The 17029-nt window shown below is 60.8% G+C and carries 14 protein-coding genes and 1 pseudogene; 6 read left to right on the forward strand and 9 right to left on the reverse strand.

What is annotated here, in order from left to right:
• Positions 1 to 69 precede the first annotated feature (69 nt).
• The 4 genes from CO655_RS24395 to CO655_RS24410 all read right to left on the reverse strand — a co-directional run bounded on the left by CO655_RS24395 (position 70) and on the right by CO655_RS24410 (position 3470).
• Positions 70 to 1290, reverse strand: coding sequence for an MFS transporter (locus CO655_RS24395; RefSeq protein ID WP_097667160.1), 1221 nt, complete (start codon positions 1288 to 1290; stop codon positions 70 to 72).
• Positions 1291 to 1393: 103 nt separating this feature from the next.
• Positions 1394 to 2170 (reverse strand): SDR family oxidoreductase, encoded by a 777-nt coding sequence (locus CO655_RS24400; protein ID WP_097667161.1) that lies wholly within the window; start codon positions 2168 to 2170, stop codon positions 1394 to 1396.
• 25 nt (positions 2171 to 2195) lie between these two features.
• Complete coding sequence (locus tag CO655_RS24405; RefSeq protein WP_097667162.1) at positions 2196 to 3059, reverse strand: MurR/RpiR family transcriptional regulator; 864 nt, start codon at positions 3057 to 3059, stop codon at positions 2196 to 2198.
• Between the two features lie 21 nt (positions 3060 to 3080).
• Positions 3081 to 3470: a RidA family protein gene (locus tag CO655_RS24410; protein ID WP_097667163.1), complete on the reverse strand. Its 390-nt coding sequence runs from the start codon at positions 3468 to 3470 to the stop codon at positions 3081 to 3083.
• 111 nt (positions 3471 to 3581) lie between these two features.
• On the opposite strand from CO655_RS24410, the gene CO655_RS24415 reads away from it, so the two are divergent.
• The 3 genes from CO655_RS24415 to CO655_RS24425 are packed head-to-tail and all read left to right on the forward strand — an operon-like array spanning position 3582 to position 6671.
• Positions 3582 to 4064: a hypothetical protein gene (locus tag CO655_RS24415; RefSeq protein WP_097667164.1), complete on the forward strand. Its 483-nt coding sequence runs from the start codon at positions 3582 to 3584 to the stop codon at positions 4062 to 4064.
• Between the two features lie 30 nt (positions 4065 to 4094).
• Positions 4095 to 5570 carry a M81 family metallopeptidase gene (locus CO655_RS24420; RefSeq protein ID WP_097667165.1) on the forward strand — a complete coding sequence of 492 codons (1476 nt, stop codon included), beginning with the start codon at positions 4095 to 4097 and terminating at the stop codon, positions 5568 to 5570.
• Complete coding sequence (locus CO655_RS24425; RefSeq protein WP_097667166.1) at positions 5571 to 6671, forward strand: D-TA family PLP-dependent enzyme; 1101 nt, start codon at positions 5571 to 5573, stop codon at positions 6669 to 6671.
• 75 nt (positions 6672 to 6746) lie between these two features.
• On the opposite strand, the gene CO655_RS24430 is transcribed toward CO655_RS24425, so the two are convergent.
• The 3 genes from CO655_RS24430 to CO655_RS24440 are packed head-to-tail and all read right to left on the reverse strand — an operon-like array spanning position 6747 to position 8896.
• Entirely contained in the window at positions 6747 to 7361 is a 615-nt protein-coding gene (locus CO655_RS24430; RefSeq protein ID WP_097667167.1) for a cysteine hydrolase, read from the reverse strand.
• Between the two features lie 54 nt (positions 7362 to 7415).
• Positions 7416 to 8090 carry a glutathione S-transferase family protein gene (locus CO655_RS24435; protein ID WP_097667168.1) on the reverse strand — a complete coding sequence of 225 codons (675 nt, stop codon included), beginning with the start codon at positions 8088 to 8090 and terminating at the stop codon, positions 7416 to 7418.
• A gap of 47 nt (positions 8091 to 8137) precedes the next feature.
• Positions 8138 to 8896: an SDR family oxidoreductase gene (locus CO655_RS24440; protein WP_097667169.1), complete on the reverse strand. Its 759-nt coding sequence runs from the start codon at positions 8894 to 8896 to the stop codon at positions 8138 to 8140.
• Between the two features lie 170 nt (positions 8897 to 9066).
• On the opposite strand from CO655_RS24440, the gene CO655_RS24445 reads away from it, so the two are divergent.
• The 3 genes and pseudogenes from CO655_RS24445 (at position 9067) to CO655_RS24455 (ending at position 14411) form a co-directional block, all read left to right on the forward strand.
• Entirely contained in the window at positions 9067 to 9966 is a 900-nt protein-coding gene (locus CO655_RS24445; protein ID WP_097667170.1) for an AraC family transcriptional regulator, read from the forward strand.
• Between the two features lie 28 nt (positions 9967 to 9994).
• A pseudogene (locus CO655_RS24450) lies at positions 9995 to 10295 on the forward strand (D-TA family PLP-dependent enzyme); the annotation flags it as partial.
• A 549-nt stretch (positions 10296 to 10844) separates the two neighbouring features.
• Complete coding sequence (locus tag CO655_RS24455) at positions 10845 to 14411, forward strand: ATP-binding protein (RefSeq protein ID WP_141514356.1); 3567 nt, start codon at positions 10845 to 10847, stop codon at positions 14409 to 14411.
• Positions 14412 to 14526: 115 nt separating this feature from the next.
• On the opposite strand, the gene ugpC is transcribed toward CO655_RS24455, so the two are convergent.
• A complete protein-coding gene (ugpC, locus tag CO655_RS24460) occupies positions 14527 to 15660 on the reverse strand; it encodes a sn-glycerol-3-phosphate ABC transporter ATP-binding protein UgpC (protein WP_097667172.1) in 1134 nt (377 codons plus the stop codon).
• Between the two features lie 91 nt (positions 15661 to 15751).
• Complete coding sequence (locus CO655_RS24465; protein WP_097667173.1) at positions 15752 to 16957, reverse strand: ABC transporter substrate-binding protein; 1206 nt, start codon at positions 16955 to 16957, stop codon at positions 15752 to 15754.
• Positions 16958 to 17029 lie beyond the last annotated feature (72 nt).

The following is a 17029-nucleotide window of genomic DNA, read 5'->3' on the forward strand; positions in this document are numbered from 1 at the left end:
AAAGGAAATGCAGTCTCACCCTTGTCACAAGACGAACATCGATGAAAGCCCCACATTCTGCGTCACGTCCTATTTGCCGGCGACCTCGGCTCGATGGGCCTTGCGTCGGTGCAGGAGGCCGAGGAGGGCGATCCCCGACAGGCCGGTGACGGCGCTCAGAATGGCGGTTCCGGAATAACCGGTGATCCACGTGCCGGCGGCAAAGACCAGCGCGCCGATCCCGGCACTCGCAAAGATATTGACGGAGATCAGCGCGCTGCCGAGCCCCGGCCGGTCGGCGATGAGATCCTGCAGATAGGTGATCGGAATGCTGATGATCGCCGCAGCACCTATGCCGGCAAGCACGGTCAGCGCATAGAGGTGCCATGGCGCGGAGGCAAAGCCGAGAAGGGCAAGGAACAGTGCATAGATGACGGTGCCGGCGGCCAGTGCCGTCATCTGCCCGGTCTTCCGGGCGATCCGTGACCAGACGATGATGAAGACGACCTCCAGAAGCGCGACGATGCCGACAAGAATGCCGACATCGCTGAGCCGGCCATGGGCTGCGCCGGTGGCGATCAGCGGCAGCAGGGCGTCGTTCAGATGCAGCGTGCTGGTGATCAGCGCCACGCCTGCGATATGCGCCGAAATCCGCGGCGAAACCACCTGGCGGAGCGCTTCGAAATAGGTGAGGCGGCGAACCTCCGCCGTCATCGCTGCCGCGCGCTTCGGCAGGGCGAAGAGGATGATGCCCAGGCATAGAACGCAGGCGATGGCGGCAAAGAGATAGGCCGGCAGCATGCTCGATGCACCGGAGAGCACAAGGCCCGTCATGCCGGGGATCAGCACCCAGGAGAGCGAGATCATCGCCCGCACGCCTGAATTGGCCGTCACCATGTCGTTGCGGCTCATGCCCTGCATTGCCGCGCGCGCATTGGCAAACAGCAGCGAGTTCAGCGCCCCGTAGATCGGCATCGGCAGCAGCGCGCTGACGGCAAAGATCGCCGCGCTCGGAACGGCATAGATCATGCCGTAGCCCACGATGCCGAAGAGACAGGCGCCGATCATCGCCGAACGGTATTCGCCGAGCCGGTCGGCGAGATTGCCGAGCAGAACGCTGATCACCACGTTCACCGCCGCCGAGACGAAGGCGAGGAAGGAATAGAGCCCGTCGCTCAAGCCCAGTTCGCGAATGCCGACGATCGACCGATAGGGCGCGGTCATCGCCCCCGCCATTCCGAAGGTGAAGATGGCGATCATGCTGGCGCGGATCGCCGGATTGCGGAAGACATCAGGAAAGAGGCGGCTCATCGGGTCGTCAATCGTCAGGGAAATCGGCAGGCGCGGCCGCGGCGGGCAGTCCTGAAAGTCACGCTATGCTGTCTTGTCGGCTCAGAGGTCGGAGCGCCTGATATCAATAATGCTCCGATTGCGAGAAGGTCCGCGCCAGCTCGGCCTGGCCGGCCGTCAGCCCGCAATCGACGGGCAGGCAGACCCCCGTAATGGCGGCTGCGAGCGGGCCGGCCAGAAAGCCTACGGCATTGGCGACATCGCGGGGATCGACGACGCGCTGCAGCGGATACCAGCGGCGCGCCTCCTCGAAAACGTTGGGATTGGCGGCGGCGCGCGCCTCCCAGGCCTGCGTCTTGACCGTGCCGGGCGCCACCGCATTCGAGCGGATGCCGAACTTGCCGTATTCCACGGCGACCAGCCGGGTGAAGTGCAGAAGGCCGGCCTTGGCGGCGCTATAGGCCGGGTGCCCGAAAACGTTCATGCCGTTGACCGAGGCGATATTGACGACAGAGCCCTTGGACGCCTTCAGCATCGGCTCGAAGGCGCGGAAGCACAGGAAGGCGGCTTCGAGATTGAGCGCATTGTCCGCCCGCCAGATCTCCGGCGTCGTATCATGCAGGCTGGTCGCCCGCGCCGCGCCGGCATTGTTGACGAGGGTTCGCACCAGCCCGGCATCGGCGGCGCGTCCTGCCAACTCGGCAATGCTCGTCTCGCTGGTCACATCGCAGCCGACGGCGACGAAGCGGCCGGCCGGCCCGAGCTTCGACGCGACGGCGGCCGCAGCCGCGGCGTCGATATCGGCAAGCAGCACGACGTCGTGATCATCGGCAAGGCGTGCGGCGATCGCCGCGCCGATATCGCCCGCCGCACCGGTGACGATGGCTGCCGATTGGGTCATTTTCCCAGACTCCCGCTCATAGATTTCAGTCTCCAAGCAATTGCCGGTCGTCGCCGTCGCGGTGGATGACGAGCTGCTGCTTGATGCGCCGCAGCGTGGTCGTCGCCTTCGGCTGAACGGCATAGGCGACCAGGCTCGAGAGAATATCGACCGTCGCGAGGTAGGCGATGCGCGTCGAGGTCGGACGGTAGATGTTGTTGCCTTCGGGAAGGTCGATCGGCACGACGATTTCGGCCGCCTTGGCAACCGGGCTTGCCGTCTGGGTCAGGGCGATCGTCTTCACCTTGGCGCCGCGGGCAAGCTCGAAGGCGCGCACCAGCTCCATATTCCGCCCGGAAAAAGACGAGCCGATCAGCACGTCGCCCGGCCGGGCCGCGGCCGCCATCATCAGCTGCATGCTGTGATCGGAGCTGGCGGTGATGCGAAGCCCGAGACGGAAGAGGCGGTTCTGCAGCTCGTCGGCGATCATCGACGAATTGCCGCCTGAGCCGAAGGCATAGATCATCTCGGCCTTGGCGATATGGGAAACGGCCGCTTCGATCGCCGCCAGATCGAGCGAGCGATGCAGGAGAAACAGCGCGTTCTGCGCCTTGGTGATGATATCCTGGGCGACATCGGCCGGATCGGTGCTTTTCGATTCCGGCTTCAGATAACGCACGCCGATATGGGCGGTGCGGGCGAGCTGCACCTTGAAATCGGAAAAGCTCTCGCAGCCCAGCCGCCGGCAGAAGCGGGTGACGGTCGGCGGCGAGACCTCGGCCCGTTCGGCGAGCTCGATGATCGAGGCATTCACCGCAAACTCGAAATCGTTGACGATGATCTCCGCGATGCGGTTTTCCGAAGGAGAAAGCCGGCTCTTATCTTCCTGCAATGTCGAAAAGATATCCAAACCGACTCCCACCGATTTTTCCTATGCGTCCTTCTTCTTATAGGCCACGCAGTCGATCTCAACCTTGCAATCGACCATCATCGACGATTGCACACAGGCGCGTGCGGGCGGATGCTCGCCGAAATACTCCTGGTAGATCTTGTTGAAGGTCCAGAAGTCGCGCGGATCGTCGAGCCAGACGCCGACGCGCACGACATCCTCGACGCCGTAGCCGGCCTCCTCGAGAATCTCCAGCACATTGGCGATCGTCTTGTGGGTCTGGGCGATGATATTGCCGTCGATGATTTCGCCGTCTTCCATCGCAACCTGGCCGGAAACATAGAGCCATCCATCGGCTTCGACCGCACGCGCGAATGGCAGCGCCTTGCCGCCGGCGCCCGTTTGAACCGTGCCATAGCGCTTGATGGGCATGCTGAAGTCCTTGCAAATTATTTTCTTGATACGTTGACAAATGACCATAGAAAGCAGAATTTGACCAGTGAAAAACGCGATTTATGAAAAGAATTTCAATCCGGGGCACACATGCGCGATCCTTTTCAGAACCCTTTCCCGTCCGACCGCGCCCGGCAGGCGATCTGGGAAATGCTCGTTTCGCGCGATATCGATGCCTTTCTCGCCGCCGACTGGTCGATGGTCGAGGATGATTTCGTCGAAGAGGGCTTCATCGGCATCGACGGCCGCAAGGAGGTGAACCCCGACAACTGGCGGCTCGCCTTTCCCTCGCTCGCCGCCTATCGCGAGGAGTGGCTGAGGCAGGCGAGAGATTTCGCCGAGCAGAGCTTCGCCGAAGATCCGCGCACGGCGATCTTCACCACGACGACGCTCGAAGATATCGAGATCGAAGGTGAGACGGCGCTGGTCCGCAAGAAATTCGACGGCGGCATTACCAAGGCCGACGGCACCCGCGATGTCCTGCAATGGCAGACGCTGTATTATTGCCGGCTGCACGAGGGACGCTGGAAGATCTCAGGTTTCACCGGCTACCTGCCGAACCCGATGGGGTGAAGCGGGGCCGACAACACGAAGGCCACTTTCTTGCGCATATTCACCGCAGCACTGGCGACCGAGACCAACACCTTCTCCCCGATCTGCGTGGATCGTCGCGCATTCGAAGCCTCGCTTTATGCCCCGCCCGGCCAGCATCCTGATACACCGACGCTCTGCACTGCGCCGATCACCGTCGGCCGGCGCGTCGCGAGAGAAAAGGGCTGGGAGCTGATCGAGGGCACCGCCACCTGGGCCGATCCGGCCGGCCTCGTCAACCGGGCGACCTATGAGGAGCTGCGCGACGAAATCCTCGACCAGCTCCGGGCGGCCATGCCGGTCGATGCCGTCGTCATGGGACTGCACGGCGCCATGGTGGCGGCCGGCTATGAAGACACGGAAGGTGATCTTCTCTCACGCATGCGCGAGATCGTCGGCCCCGACGTCCTGATCTGCGCCGAACTCGATCCGCACAGCCATCTGACCGCCAAGCGCGTCGCCGCGCTCGATTTCGCCGTCTATTTCAAGGAATTTCCGCACACGGACTTCGTCGACCGCGCCGAGGATCTCTGGCGCATCGCCGTCGACACGCTTGAAGGCCGGGCCAAGCCCCGCATGTCGGTCTTCGACTGCCGCATGATCGACGTCTTCCCGACCTCGCGCGACCCGATGCGCTCCTTCGTCGACAAGATCATGCGGATCGAAAAGGACGACCCCGAGATCCTGTCGATCTCGGTGATCCACGGCTTCATGGTCGGCGACGTTCCCGAAATGGGAACGAAGCTGCTCGTCGTCACCGACAACAAGCCGGAAAAGGGCGCCGCCTTGGCGCGCGAGCTCGGCCTCGAACTGTTTTCCAAGCGCGGCACCTTTATGGTGCCGCAAATCGACGAGAGGCAAGCGGTCTCGCGCGCCATCGCCGCCACCGCATGGCCCGTCGTCATCGCCGATGTCTGGGACAATCCGGGCGGCGGCACGGCGGGTGACGCGACCGTCATCCTCGCCGAGCTGATGGCCCGCGGCGTCGAGAGTGCCGCGGTCGGCACCATCTGGGATCCGATGGCGGTGCAGATCTGCTTTGCGGCAGGCGAGGGGGCGGAAATCCCGCTGCGCTTCGGCGCCAAATCGGCGCCCGGCACCGGCAATCCGATCGACGGCACGGTCAAGGTCGTCAGGCTGGTGAAAAATGCCGAGATGCAGTTCGGCGAGAGCTTGGCGCCGTTCGGCGATGCCGCCCATATCGTGCTCGACGGCATCGACATCATCCTCAATTCGACGCGCGCCCAGAGCTTCGATCCGAGCCTGTTTTCGGCGATGGGCATCGATCCCGAGAAGCAGAAGATCCTGGTGATCAAATCCACCAATCATTTCTTCGCCTCCTTTTCGAAGATCGCCGCGGAAATCCTTTACTGCTCCGCCGGAACGCCCTATCCCAATAATCCGGCGACGACGCCGTACCGGCGGGCGCCGAAGACGATATGGCCGATCGTGGCCGATCCACACGGAAGAGAACGCGGAGCCGCCTGAATGCCTGATCGCAGCTTTGCCGTCGTCGCCAAGGCAGGAGACCGGATCGCCGATCTCTCGACGCCGCGCCCCGTGATCGACGAAGACCGGCTGGCTGCCAACATCGCCCGCGTCCAATCCTATATGGATGAGCACGGGCTGAACTTCCGCCCGCATATCAAGACGCACAAGATCCCGGCGCTCGCCGTCGCCCAGGTCGCCGCCGGCGCCAAGGGCATCAATTGCCAGAAGGTCACCGAAGCCGAGGTTTTCGCCGCAGCCGGCTTCAACGACATCCTCATCACCTTCAACATCCTGGGACAGCAGAAGCTCGAGCGCCTCGCCAGGTTGAACGAGCGCATTTCCGCCCTCAAGGTCGTCGCCGACAGCGAGGTGACGGTCGATGGCCTCGCCGCCCATTTTTCCGGCCACAAGCCGCTGACCGTGCTGGTCGAATGCGACACCGGCGGCGGCCGCTGCGGCGTGCAGACGCCGGAGGAAGCTGCCTCGCTCGCCAGGCGCATCAACGCGGCCGACGGCCTCACCTTCGGCGGCATCGTCACCTATCCGAAGCCGCAATCAGCCGCCGCCGTCGAGGCCTTCATCGCCGAGACGCTGGACCGCCTGCAATCCGACGGCATCGCCTGCCCGATCGTCAGCAATGGCGGAACCCCGAGCCTGTTCGAGGCGCATCTCGTCAAATCCGCCACCGAACACCGCGCCGGCACCTATATCTACAACGACCGCCAGATGGTGCGCATGGGCCATTGCACCGAGGACGACTGCGCCATGCACGTGCTCGCCACCGTCGTCTCCCGCCCGACCGCCGACCGCGCCGTCATCGATGCCGGCTCGAAGGCGCTGACCTCGGACCTGCAGGGCTTCAGCGATTACGGCCTGATCGTCGGCTATCCCCAGGCGCGGATCACCAGCCTCTCGGAAGAACACGGGGTGATCGATCTCTCAACCTGCACCGGCCCTCGGCCGCAGATCGGCGAAAAGCTCTTCATCATCCCGAACCACACCTGCGTGGTCTCCAACCTGTTCGATACGATGGTGTTTCATCGCGGCGGCGTGGTGACCCGCGTCGAGGAGGTCGCCGCCCGCGGGCTCGTCTGGTAGGGGCGGCTCCGGTCGCACGCTTGGGGGAATAACGATGCCCGGCGCCACCTCCGTGGCGCTCGGCATCGCAATGGCTTAAGCTTGCGCCATGAATGCCTGCGTCGTGATCGCATTTGCGTAGAAAGGTGCGATGTCGCTGAGGAACGAGGTCTGCTGCTCCCTGGTGAAGGCCGCCGACGCATCGTAGATGACGTTGGTGTGATAGCCGAGGTCGTGGGCGTTGCGCACGGTCGACTCGACGCACTGCCGCAAGGCGAAGCCCATGACGTAGATGTCGAAGATCCGGTTGTTGCGCAGATAGCTGTCGAGCGTGGTGGCGGCAAAGGCGCTGCTGCCGCCGGTGCGCTCGCTGATGACATATTCGCCGTCCCGAGGCTCGAACCCCGGGAAGAAATCGGTCTGCTCGCCGAGGAACGAACCATAGTCGCGCACCATCTTGCGCAGCCCGTACTTCCCTTCGCCCAGCACCCGGTAGGCCGGTTCGAGCACCATCCTGACATGGATGATCTCGATGTTGCGGCGACGGGCGTCTTCGAGGACCTTCTTCGAATTGGCGATCGCGGTGTCGATCTGCTCGCGGTCCTGGAACTGGCCGTTGATGCCGCCGGTGGGGGCCAGCCAGTCGTTCTGATATTCGATGAGGATCAGCGCGCTCCTGGCGCCGGCTTCGTGGGATGCGTGGTCGGTCATGGTGTTGTTCCTTTGTTTGGATGATGTTCGGGTGCTTAGCCCCTGCGGTCGGCGTCAGGCCGCGAGGAGAGCCTGATGCTGGCGCAGATGCGCGCGGAAGCGGTCGGCATAGTCCCCGACCACCGCATTCCTGACGCTCGGGCGCGCCGCCAGTGCCGCCCGCCACGCCGAGACACACGGGAAGCCTTCGAAGATCGCCTGCGACACCGCAGGATCGATGATCGCGAAATAGCGGAAGAGCGGGGCGTAGACCGCATCGACCATGCCGAAGGCGGCGCCGGCGAAATACGGCCCCGCCCCGAGCTCGGCCTCCAGCTTCCGGAGCCGGTCGCGGAACGCGGCCCGCCTGGCGTCCGCGGTGGCCGGATCGGTGGCGTTGAGAAACTGCCAGCCATCGGCCAGGGTCTGCGTGGCGAATTCGATCCACGCGCGCTGCCGGGCGCGCTGCAGCGCATCGTCGGGATACATCGCCGCGCCGCCCTGCGTTTCCTCCAGATACTCGCAGATCACCACGCTTTCGAAGAGGATAGCGTCCTCCTCCTCGGTCTGGTGCACCTTGAGCAGCGGCACCTTGCCGGTCGGCGACAGCGCCAGAAACCAGTCGGGCTTGGCCGAAAGGTCGACGTTGATCCGCTCGAACGGCACGTTCTTCTCGAGAAGGACGATCGCGGCGCGTTGAACGAACGGGCAGAGCGGGTGGCTGATGAGTGTCAGGCTGGGGTCGGGCATGATGGCCTCTCGATGTGACAATTCCGGATGAAGGAGCGGCGCAACGGTCAGATCGCCTGGCCGCCCGAGATGTCGAAGGTGGTGCCGTTCGCCCAGCCCATGTCGTCGGACAGGATGGCCGCGACCGCGCCGCCGATGTCGTCGGGCTCGCCGACGCGGCCGAGCGCGATGGTCCCGGCGACATAAGCATTGACGTTCGCATCGTCGCGGACCACGCCGCCGCCGAAGTCGGTCGCGATGGCGCCCGGCGCGATCGTGTTCACGCGGATCTGCCGCGCGCCCAACTCGACCGCCATGAACTTGGTCAGCGTCTGGATCGCCGCCTTCGCCGCCGCATAGAGGCCGTAGCCCGCCATGGTGACGCGCACGAAGCCCGACGAGACGTTCAGGATGCGTCCGCCATCGGCGATCAGCGGCAGCAGCTTCTGCGTGAGGAAGACCGGACCGCGCAGATGCGTGTCGATCAGCGAGTCGAACTGTTCCTCGGTCGCGTCGGTCAGCAGCGCGTAGAGGCCCTGGCCGGCATTGTTGACCAGGAAATCGAACTGCTCGCGTCCGAACCGGGTCTTCAGCGTCTCGGCCACCGTCTCGGCAAATGCCGGGAAGCTCGCCGCATCGCTGACGTCGAGCGCGATCATCGCGGCCTTGCCGCCCAGCGCCTCGATCTCCCGGCGCAGCGTATCGGCCTCTGCGGCGGCGCTGCGATAGGTGCCGATGATGGCGACGCCGCGCTTGGCGAGATGCAGCGCCATGCTGCGGCCGAGGCCGCGGCTGGCGCCGGTGATGAGTGCGATCTGTTTGGTCATGGTCTGTCCTTCGTGGAATGGTTTTTCCGGAAGGCCGCACCGCTGCGGCGTCGTTCCGATGCCAACCAGATAAGCAGAGCGGCCCGCGCCCGCCCGCCCAATGCTCTCAATCTCTTGCCTGATTGTCTCAAGCTCTTTGCTTGTCCTGAAAATAATGCCATAGAAGGCTGATGACCGAGTATCTCCAGCCGCATATCGACCTTGCCCTGCGCCACGCGCGATCGGGGATGACCGTTACGCCGATCCAGCGACTGGAGATCGGCGTGGGGCAAGCGACATCAGGCACGGCGCCGTGCCTGTACCGCTCGATGATCTGCTTCATCCTGCAGGGGTCGAAGGATGTGGTGATCCACGACACGATGTTACGCTACGACTCCGCGCAGTATCTTGTCAGCGCGCTGGATCTGCCGCTGAGCGGCCAGATCCACGATGCCGATGGCGGCCGGCCCTATGTCGCGGTATCGCTTGTCCTCGACCCCGCATTGCTGGCCGAGGTCGCGTCCACCATGCCGCCGGTGCGCGACGCCGATGCGCCTGGCATGGGCATCGCAATCAATCCGATGACCCCGCCGCTGCGCGACACGCTGCTGCGTCTTCTGGCGCTGCTCGACACTTCGGCCGACATTCCGGTTCTGGCGCCGATGGCGGAACGCGAATTGCTTTATCGTCTCCTGCAAGGCCCGCAGGGACGCCTGCTGCGCCATATCGCCCAACCCGAGGGGGCGCTGGGCCGGATCCGGCGTGCGGTCGAATGGATTCGCGATCACCAGAACGGGCGGCTGCGGATCGAAGCGCTGTGCGACGCAAGCGGCATGAGCCGCGCCAGCCTGCACCGCCACTTCGTGGCGCTGACCGGGCTAAGCCCGATCCAGTATCAGAAGCAGCTTCGATTGCAGGAGGCGCGACAGTTGCTGCTCTCCGGCGCCCGAACCGCTTCAGACGTCGCCTTCGCCGTCGGCTACGAAAGCGCCTCACAATTCAGTCGGGAATATCTCAGGCAATTCGGCGCACCCCCGGTGCGCGACATACGTCAGCTCAGGCAGACGATCGGCAGCCCGGCAGCGGCGTAATCGGCCATCTGCATCTCATTTCGCCCCCAAACCCGCCGACCGCGCCGTCATCGATGCCGGCTCGAAAGCGCTGACCGCGGACCTCCAGGGCTTCAGCGATTACGGGCTGGTGGTCGGCTATCCCCAGGCGCGGATCACCAGCCTCTCGAAGAACACGGCGTGATCAATCTTGCGAACCGCACCGGCCCCCGGCCGCAGATCGGCGAGAAGCTCTTCATCATCCCGAACCCACCTGCGTGGTTTCCAACCTGTTCGATACGATGGTGTCTCATGGAGGTGGGGTGGTGACGCGCGTCGAGGACATCGCTGCTCGTGGGCTGTTCTGGTAGGGGCCGATTCGGTCGAGGGCGAATTGCCCTGATCACCGACGGGTTTAGTATCAGCAAGGATTCGGTCGCTGTATCGCGAGGCGTGCGCGCGGCGGATGACCTCTTTGTATCCGATGTGCCGCTCACACCTTGTGCACGATGAAGACGTGTCGAACAAGCTAGGCGACTGGAACCAACTTAATCAAAACCTCCCAACTCCTAACGACGGCATTGGCGACCGCGCCCTACCGGTTTCGGGCGCGGTCCCAGGCTCCTCACAAGGTCTTTATCTCCGACGTCGCTACGATGCGTCAAAACCTGTACGCGGGTGGAAGTAAGCGGTGTCGCGCTCGCACCTTCATCAAGATGATAATCCTTTCCAACGATTGCGAAGTCCAAGTATCCTCAAATAGCACGGGATAGTTGAAATCTTTGCTACTCCAGGCGTTGCCAGCCCGGCTGTTTGCTATACTAATTTCAACGAAGGCTGCCGCATTCCACTATTGAAATCGAGGAGAACTCGGCTGGAATGCGATTTGCATACCCAATTCGAGCACGGAAACTCATTCAGTGAATCCTTTCCCGATAATGTGGAAATGCCTCTTCCACAGGTCTCCTCAGAAGTCTTCAGTTAGCAGGTTTGTAGACCTCGCCCCCGCAAGCAACGCCGATCAAAACGGCGTATACTTTGAAGCCCTGCAGTACGCCACGACCAATAAGGAGGTGCTCAATATTGCGCTCACCGGTCCTTATGGTTCGGGAAAAAGTAGCGTTATCAAATCCTTTCTTCTGAAGTATCGAGGAAAAACGCTCCAGCTATCCCTGGCGTCCTTCTTGCCGGAGGGTGAGGCTTCGGGGAAATCTGTGAGCAAGCAGGAAATTGAAAGAAGCATTCTACAGCAGATTTTATACGGCGCCGATGCAGACAGGCTCCCGCTATCGCGCTTTAAGAGGATTCAGACGCCGAGCAGGGGGGCCGCAATTAGTTCTTTGGCTGTTTGCGTCGGCATGTCCTGCCTTTGGTACCTTTTCACGAATCAGTCTGATGTCACATCAGGAAAATTCTTCAAGCCATTTGAATCTTCCAACTGGTTTAATCTTCTCTCCTTTTTTATCGGGGCGGTATTCGTTTGGCGATTGGTCCATAACATATACCTGAAAAGCTTCGGTTTTTCCTTGAAAAGCATTTCTCTCAAGGACATCCAGATCGCTCCGAACGCGGCCGACCAGGAGTCTATTTTGAATAGACACCTCGACGAGATTATCTACTTTTTCCAATCGACAAAGTACGATCTGGTGGTGATCGAGGATTTAGATCGATTTGAGAACCCCGACATCTTCGTCACACTTCGCGAGATAAATGGATTGGTGAACGCCAACGCTGGGATTCATCGACGCGTTCGATTTCTCTACGCTCTCCGCGACGACATATTTATCAACACCGATCGAACCAAGTTTTTTGAGTTCATTGTTCCGGTCATTCCGTTGATCAATCACTCAAATTCGATCGACAAGGTTCTCGAGCATGGTCAGCGCATCGAGCTTGACGCCCGGCTGGAGCGGCGTTTTGTCCGCGACGTCTCACGATATCTCAGTGACATGAGGCTTATTGGAAATATCTTCAACGAGTACGTGATCTATTCTTCCAATCTCAAGGCCGACAGAGACGGCGTGCTCGATCCGAACAAGCTGCTTGCCATCTTGATATACAAAAACGTCATGCCGAAGGACTTTGCCGCACTACACCGACAGGAAGGTGCGCTTTCGAATGTGTTGAATCGATACGATGAATACGTTGCGAAGGTCGAGAGTAGGATACGTACAGAACTAGTCGTCATTCAGACGGACCTCGCCAACGGCGAAGCGCAATGCTTAAGGGATCTAGAAGAGCTCCGCAGCGTTTATGCCATGGCTATAATTGAGCGGATTCCATCCCACTTTACGCATTTGAGCACCGAATTTGGCCAAATCGCACTTGGTCAGCTCTCGAGGCATGCCGAATTTGAGAACCTCCTCTCTCACACCTCCCTCAGTGCCATGAACAACCAAGGTCAGCAGAGAGGTGTGGAAGTTCGTGGAGTGGAAGCCGTGGTAGACCCGACAAGGACTTTTGTCGAACGCAAGGCTGCGATCTTGAGCAAGTCCGCTGACTCCAAGGAACGGATGGATAAGAAGATCCAGGAGCTTAAGGATCAACTTGCAGGTTTGCGAACAACGAAGTTCAACGAGGTGGTCAGGGAGAGCGCCGCTCTCATCGAAGAAGTCTTTGCCGAGGTCGGGGAAAACAGAGATCTTCTAAAATTTCTGATTCTAGAAGGTTACCTCGATGATACCTACTACCAATATATCTCGCTCTTCCACAGTGGACGCTTGTCGCCCAATGACAACAAGTTCCTAATCCAAATCCGCAGTTACAACACTCCTGACCCTGATTTCCAGTTGGACAACGTATCAGAGGTCGTTGCCTCGATGCGTGAAAATGATTTCGGACGAAACTTCGTCCTAAACCGATTCATCGTTGATCATCTGCTGGAACATACGCATAAAAGCTCGCAGCATATTGCCGCTGCAGTTGAGTTTATAGCTGGTCATTTCGATGACTGCGCTGATTTCTTTTCGAGTTATTATGCGAGAGGCGCACACGTCGATCGGCTTGTTTCGACACTGGCCAGCAATTGGCCGTCGTTCCCCGTGGTGGCCTTGAGGAGTGCACAAAGCGCATCGCATGCGGCTCGAATCCTTGCGTACGCTCCGGAGAGTGTATTCGTCAGGGGAACTCCTGTTGCCTTCTCCTTATCGCGATACTTTTCCCTCAACTTGAACCGGGTTCTCCATGAGCAACTCGAATTCGATTTGAGCCGCCTGCAGTCAATTGGGATCCAACTTGCCGACATTCCGAGCATCCAAGATTTTGGCCACATCGTTTCGTTCGTCGCAGCCAACGGGCTCTATCGGATTTCCGTCGGCAACATTCGACATATCATGGAGCACGTCGTCAACTTCCCGGCGCTTGACAGCTTGGAAACCCGGCACTTTTCCTCAGTGCGTGAAGCCAATGACGACGGGCTGCTAAGGCTCATCAACTCGAATTTCGAAACATATGTAAGCGAAGTTCTGCTCAAGCTGGAAAAGAACACAGCCGAGGACCTGTCCGCGATCACCGAGGTGCTGAGCCGCGAAGAGGTAAAGTTCGAGTTCCGTGCTGAGTTTCTCAGCATGCAGACTGCGAGGTTCCCTTCGTTCGAGGGCGTCCCCGCGGCGTTTCATCCTTCACTGCTGAAAGAGCAGAAGATCGAGGACAAATGGGAGAACTGCAGGACATTCCTTGCCAGCGAGGGATATAGCCCGGAAGTCCTCACCGCCTATCTGCGGGGTATCGACACGAGTGCCACTCTGTCTCAGGAACCGGTCCCGAGCGGCGATGCCTGGGCTCAATTGCGCAGGTTCCTGATCGAAAACGACGACCTGCCGGACGATGTCTACAGATTATACGTCCGGAAGCTGCCAAATTCCTTCAATGCTTTCCCGGCTGTTGGCGCGACAAAGATCAAGGTATTAATTGATGAGAACAAGGTGACATTCTCGCCCGAAAATTTCGGAAAGATGGAGGATGAGAACCTCAAAGTGCTCTTCATCGCCTCGAACTTTGAGTCTTATCAACGCAACAGAGATAAGTATCCCATCCAAGACGAATTCCGCAGAAAGCTGTTGGATTCGCACATTACGGATATTCAAAAGCTCAGAATCATCGCCGACATTGACCCCGTTTTTGTTGCCGGCAATGTGTCGGTTGCCGCAGCCATCGGGCCGATTCTAGATCGTTCGGCGATTGTGACGAGCGACTACGGACCGGATTTTGTCCGAGCCGTCGTCCTGAACTCACGCCCGGACGAACTCCAAATATCGCTGCTCAATAAGCTGCAGAGCGTGCTCTCAACAACAGAGGTGCGCGACGTACTTCGAGACCTGCCCGACCCGTATCGCGACATAGCTCTCTTTGGGAGGTATCCGCGGATCGACAACAGCGAAATCAACCAACAACTTGCTTCCTGGCTCAAGGAACGAAGCCTGATCTCGTCATTCGCACCGACGATGTTTGGAGCCATTCGGATCAACACGTTCAGGAAGGAGCCCTAGCGACGGCGACGCCGCTACGAGCTTCTAGCTAAAGCAGCCCGAGCGTGTCGCGGTCGCCGCGGCGTGCTCCCGGGTCCATCTGACAGGACAAACCGCCCACACGAAGCCAGCCCGTTCATGCCGCCGTCGGGTTGATCACGTTCATATCGATTTCCGTCAGCTCCACCCGCCGCTCAAACGCGATGCCCGCCTCATCGAAAAGATGACAGTCGGCGGCGTTGATGCCGGTTGAAACAGGCGCATCGGGGCGGATGCCGACACTGCCGGGGAGCATCGCGCAGAAATTTTCGGCCTCGCCGTTGAGCGAGGCGTAGGCGACCGTATTGGCGCCGAGGCGTTCGATGACCGTCGGGGTGACGGTGAAGACGATATCGCCGCCATTGAGCTGGATATGCTCCGGGCGGATGCCGAGCGTCAGGGTCTTGCCTGATATGCCGTCGCGCGGCGTCACTGGCAGGAGGGCGGTCTGGCCGAGATAATCGACCTCGACGCCGGCGGCGCTGACGCCCTTGCAGGTCACGGGCAGAAAATTCATTTTCGGGTTGCCGATGAAGCCGGCGACGAACTGGTTGGCGGGCTTGTGATAGAGCTCCAGCGGCGCGCCGGTCTGGGAGATATTGCCGGCGTCGAGCACGACGATGCGGTCGGCCATCGTCATGGCCTCGACCTGGTCGTGCGTCACATAGATCATCGTCGCCTTCAGCTGCCTGTGCAGCTTGGCAAGCTCGATGCGCATGTCGGCGCGCAGCGCCGCGTCGAGGTTGGAGAGCGGCTCGTCGAACAGGAAGATCTTCGGTTCGCGCACGATGGCGCGGCCGATCGCGACGCGCTGGCGCTGGCCGCCGGAGAGCATGCCGGGCTTCTGCTGCAGCCGCTGGTCGAGATGCAGGATGCGCGCGGCGTTTTCCACCTTGGCCTTGAGCTTTGCCTCTTCCATCTTCTCGACGCGCAGCGGAAAGGCGATGTTCTCGAAAACAGTCATGTGCGGATAGAGCGCGTAGGACTGGAACACCATGGCGATGCCGCGCTTGACCGGCGGCAGGTCGTTGACCCTGACGCCGTTGATGATGATATCGCCTGCCGTCGTCGCGTCGAGGCCGGCGATCATCCGCAAGAGCGTGGACTTGCCGCAGCCCGACGGCCCGACGAAAACGACGAACTCGCCGTTCCGCACCTCGAGCTGCACGCCCTTCAGGACCTCGTAGTCGCCGTAGAATTTCTGAACATTGTTGAGAAGGAGCTGTCCCAAAAATCTGTCTCCGCCGGCGGCCTTCGTCGCACATTCGATAGAGGGGAGGCGCCGCGGCTTGTGCCGCGACCCCAGGGAGATTCAGGAGGGCTTACTTGAAGGCTTCGATTTCGCCGGCAGCCTTCTTCAGCGCCGCTTCCGGTTCGGCCTTGCCGGTGACGACCGACTGGATCATCTCGATCATCGAGTTCTGGAAGCCCTTATAGTCGGTGAAGAGCGGCTCGGGACCACCATAGCTGATGCCTTCGATGAGCGGCTTCCAGTAGGGGTCCTTGGCGACGAATTCGTCGACCTTTGCCGAGGGACGCAGCGGGGTGAGGCCGGCGCCGCCCTGCAGTTCATATTCCGACTGCACATCCGGCGAGGTGATGAACTTGGCGAATTCGGTCGCCTTGTCCTCGACGCCGGAACCCTTGAAGATCGCCAGGCTGTCGGTGATCAGAAGCGTGCCGGGGCCCTTGGCGTTGGGACCGAGCGGCAGCGTCGTGATGCCCCAGCTGATCTTCGTCTCCTTCAGGCGGGAGGCCGCGCCCGATCCGGCCTGGATCATCGCGACCTTGCCGTCGAGGAAGATGGCGCGGACTTCGTTCTGCTCATAGGCCGTCGGGCCTTCTTCGGAGTAGGGGACGATGTCCTTATAGGCCTTCAGCGCGGCGAGGATCTCGGGGCTGTCGAGCGTCACCTTGCCGTCGGCGTCGATCACCTTGCCGTTGTTGGTGTAAACCCAATGCATGAACTGGTGCATGGTGTTGTCGAAGGTCTTGGCGGAGAGACCGAAGCCCGGAATGCCGGTCTTTTCCTTGATGGTCTTTGCCATCTCGATTTCTTCGGCCCAGGTCTTCGGCGGCTTCTCGGGATCGAGGCCCGCCTGCTTGAACAGGTCTTTGTTCCAGTAGAGCGCCTTGGTAGAGAAGGCGATCGGAACGCCCCACTGGTTGCCCTCGAAGGTCACGGTGTCGACGATATTGGGATAATAGGACTTCTTCTCGTCATCGGTCATCGGCACGGGGACGATGAGGTCGTTCTGGGCGAACTCCTTCAGCGTGCGTGAGCCGACATAGGCCATGGCCACAGGCGTGCCGGCGGCGGCCAGCGTCGTTGCCTTGTCCTGGCACTGCGCCCAGCCGACGACTTCAGGCGTGACCTTCCAGCCGGCGTTCTTCTCTTCCCACTGCTTGATGTATTTGGTGTGGACCGGGTCGATCGTGTCGCCGCAATAGATCCAGCTGATTTCCTTGTCGGCTGCATGGGCAGTGACTGCGGTCAGTGCCGTCGAACCGAGCAAGGCGAGCGCCATAAGGCCTGTCTTGATTGTTATGCTCACGTCGTGACTCCCATCGTGGTTGTTAGCTGTTCACTCGTTTTTTTA

Origin of the sequence: Rhizobium sp. M1 (genome assembly GCF_002531805.1) — a bacterium.
GTDB lineage: Bacteria > Pseudomonadota > Alphaproteobacteria > Rhizobiales > Rhizobiaceae > Rhizobium > Rhizobium etli_C.

What these genes read in the sequence shown, in the direction of transcription:
- CO655_RS24395 (WP_097667160.1), bottom strand. Translation starts at nt 1,290, where the DNA reads ATGAGCCGCCTCTTTCCTGATGTCTTCCGCAATCCGGCGATCCGCGCC.
- CO655_RS24400 (WP_097667161.1), bottom strand. Translation starts at nt 2,170, where the DNA reads ATGACCCAATCGGCAGCCATCGTCACCGGTGCGGCGGGCGATATCGGC.
- CO655_RS24410 (WP_097667163.1), bottom strand. Translation starts at nt 3,470, where the DNA reads ATGCCCATCAAGCGCTATGGCACGGTTCAAACGGGCGCCGGCGGCAAG.
- CO655_RS24415 (WP_097667164.1), top strand. Translation starts at nt 3,582, where the DNA reads ATGCGCGATCCTTTTCAGAACCCTTTCCCGTCCGACCGCGCCCGGCAG.
- CO655_RS24425 (WP_097667166.1), top strand. Translation starts at nt 5,571, where the DNA reads ATGCCTGATCGCAGCTTTGCCGTCGTCGCCAAGGCAGGAGACCGGATC.
- CO655_RS24430 (WP_097667167.1), bottom strand. Translation starts at nt 7,361, where the DNA reads ATGACCGACCACGCATCCCACGAAGCCGGCGCCAGGAGCGCGCTGATC.
- CO655_RS24435 (WP_097667168.1), bottom strand. Translation starts at nt 8,090, where the DNA reads ATGCCCGACCCCAGCCTGACACTCATCAGCCACCCGCTCTGCCCGTTC.
- CO655_RS24440 (WP_097667169.1), bottom strand. Translation starts at nt 8,896, where the DNA reads ATGACCAAACAGATCGCACTCATCACCGGCGCCAGCCGCGGCCTCGGC.
- CO655_RS24445 (WP_097667170.1), top strand. Translation starts at nt 9,067, where the DNA reads ATGACCGAGTATCTCCAGCCGCATATCGACCTTGCCCTGCGCCACGCG.
- CO655_RS24465 (WP_097667173.1), bottom strand. Translation starts at nt 16,957, where the DNA reads ATGGCGCTCGCCTTGCTCGGTTCGACGGCACTGACCGCAGTCACTGCC.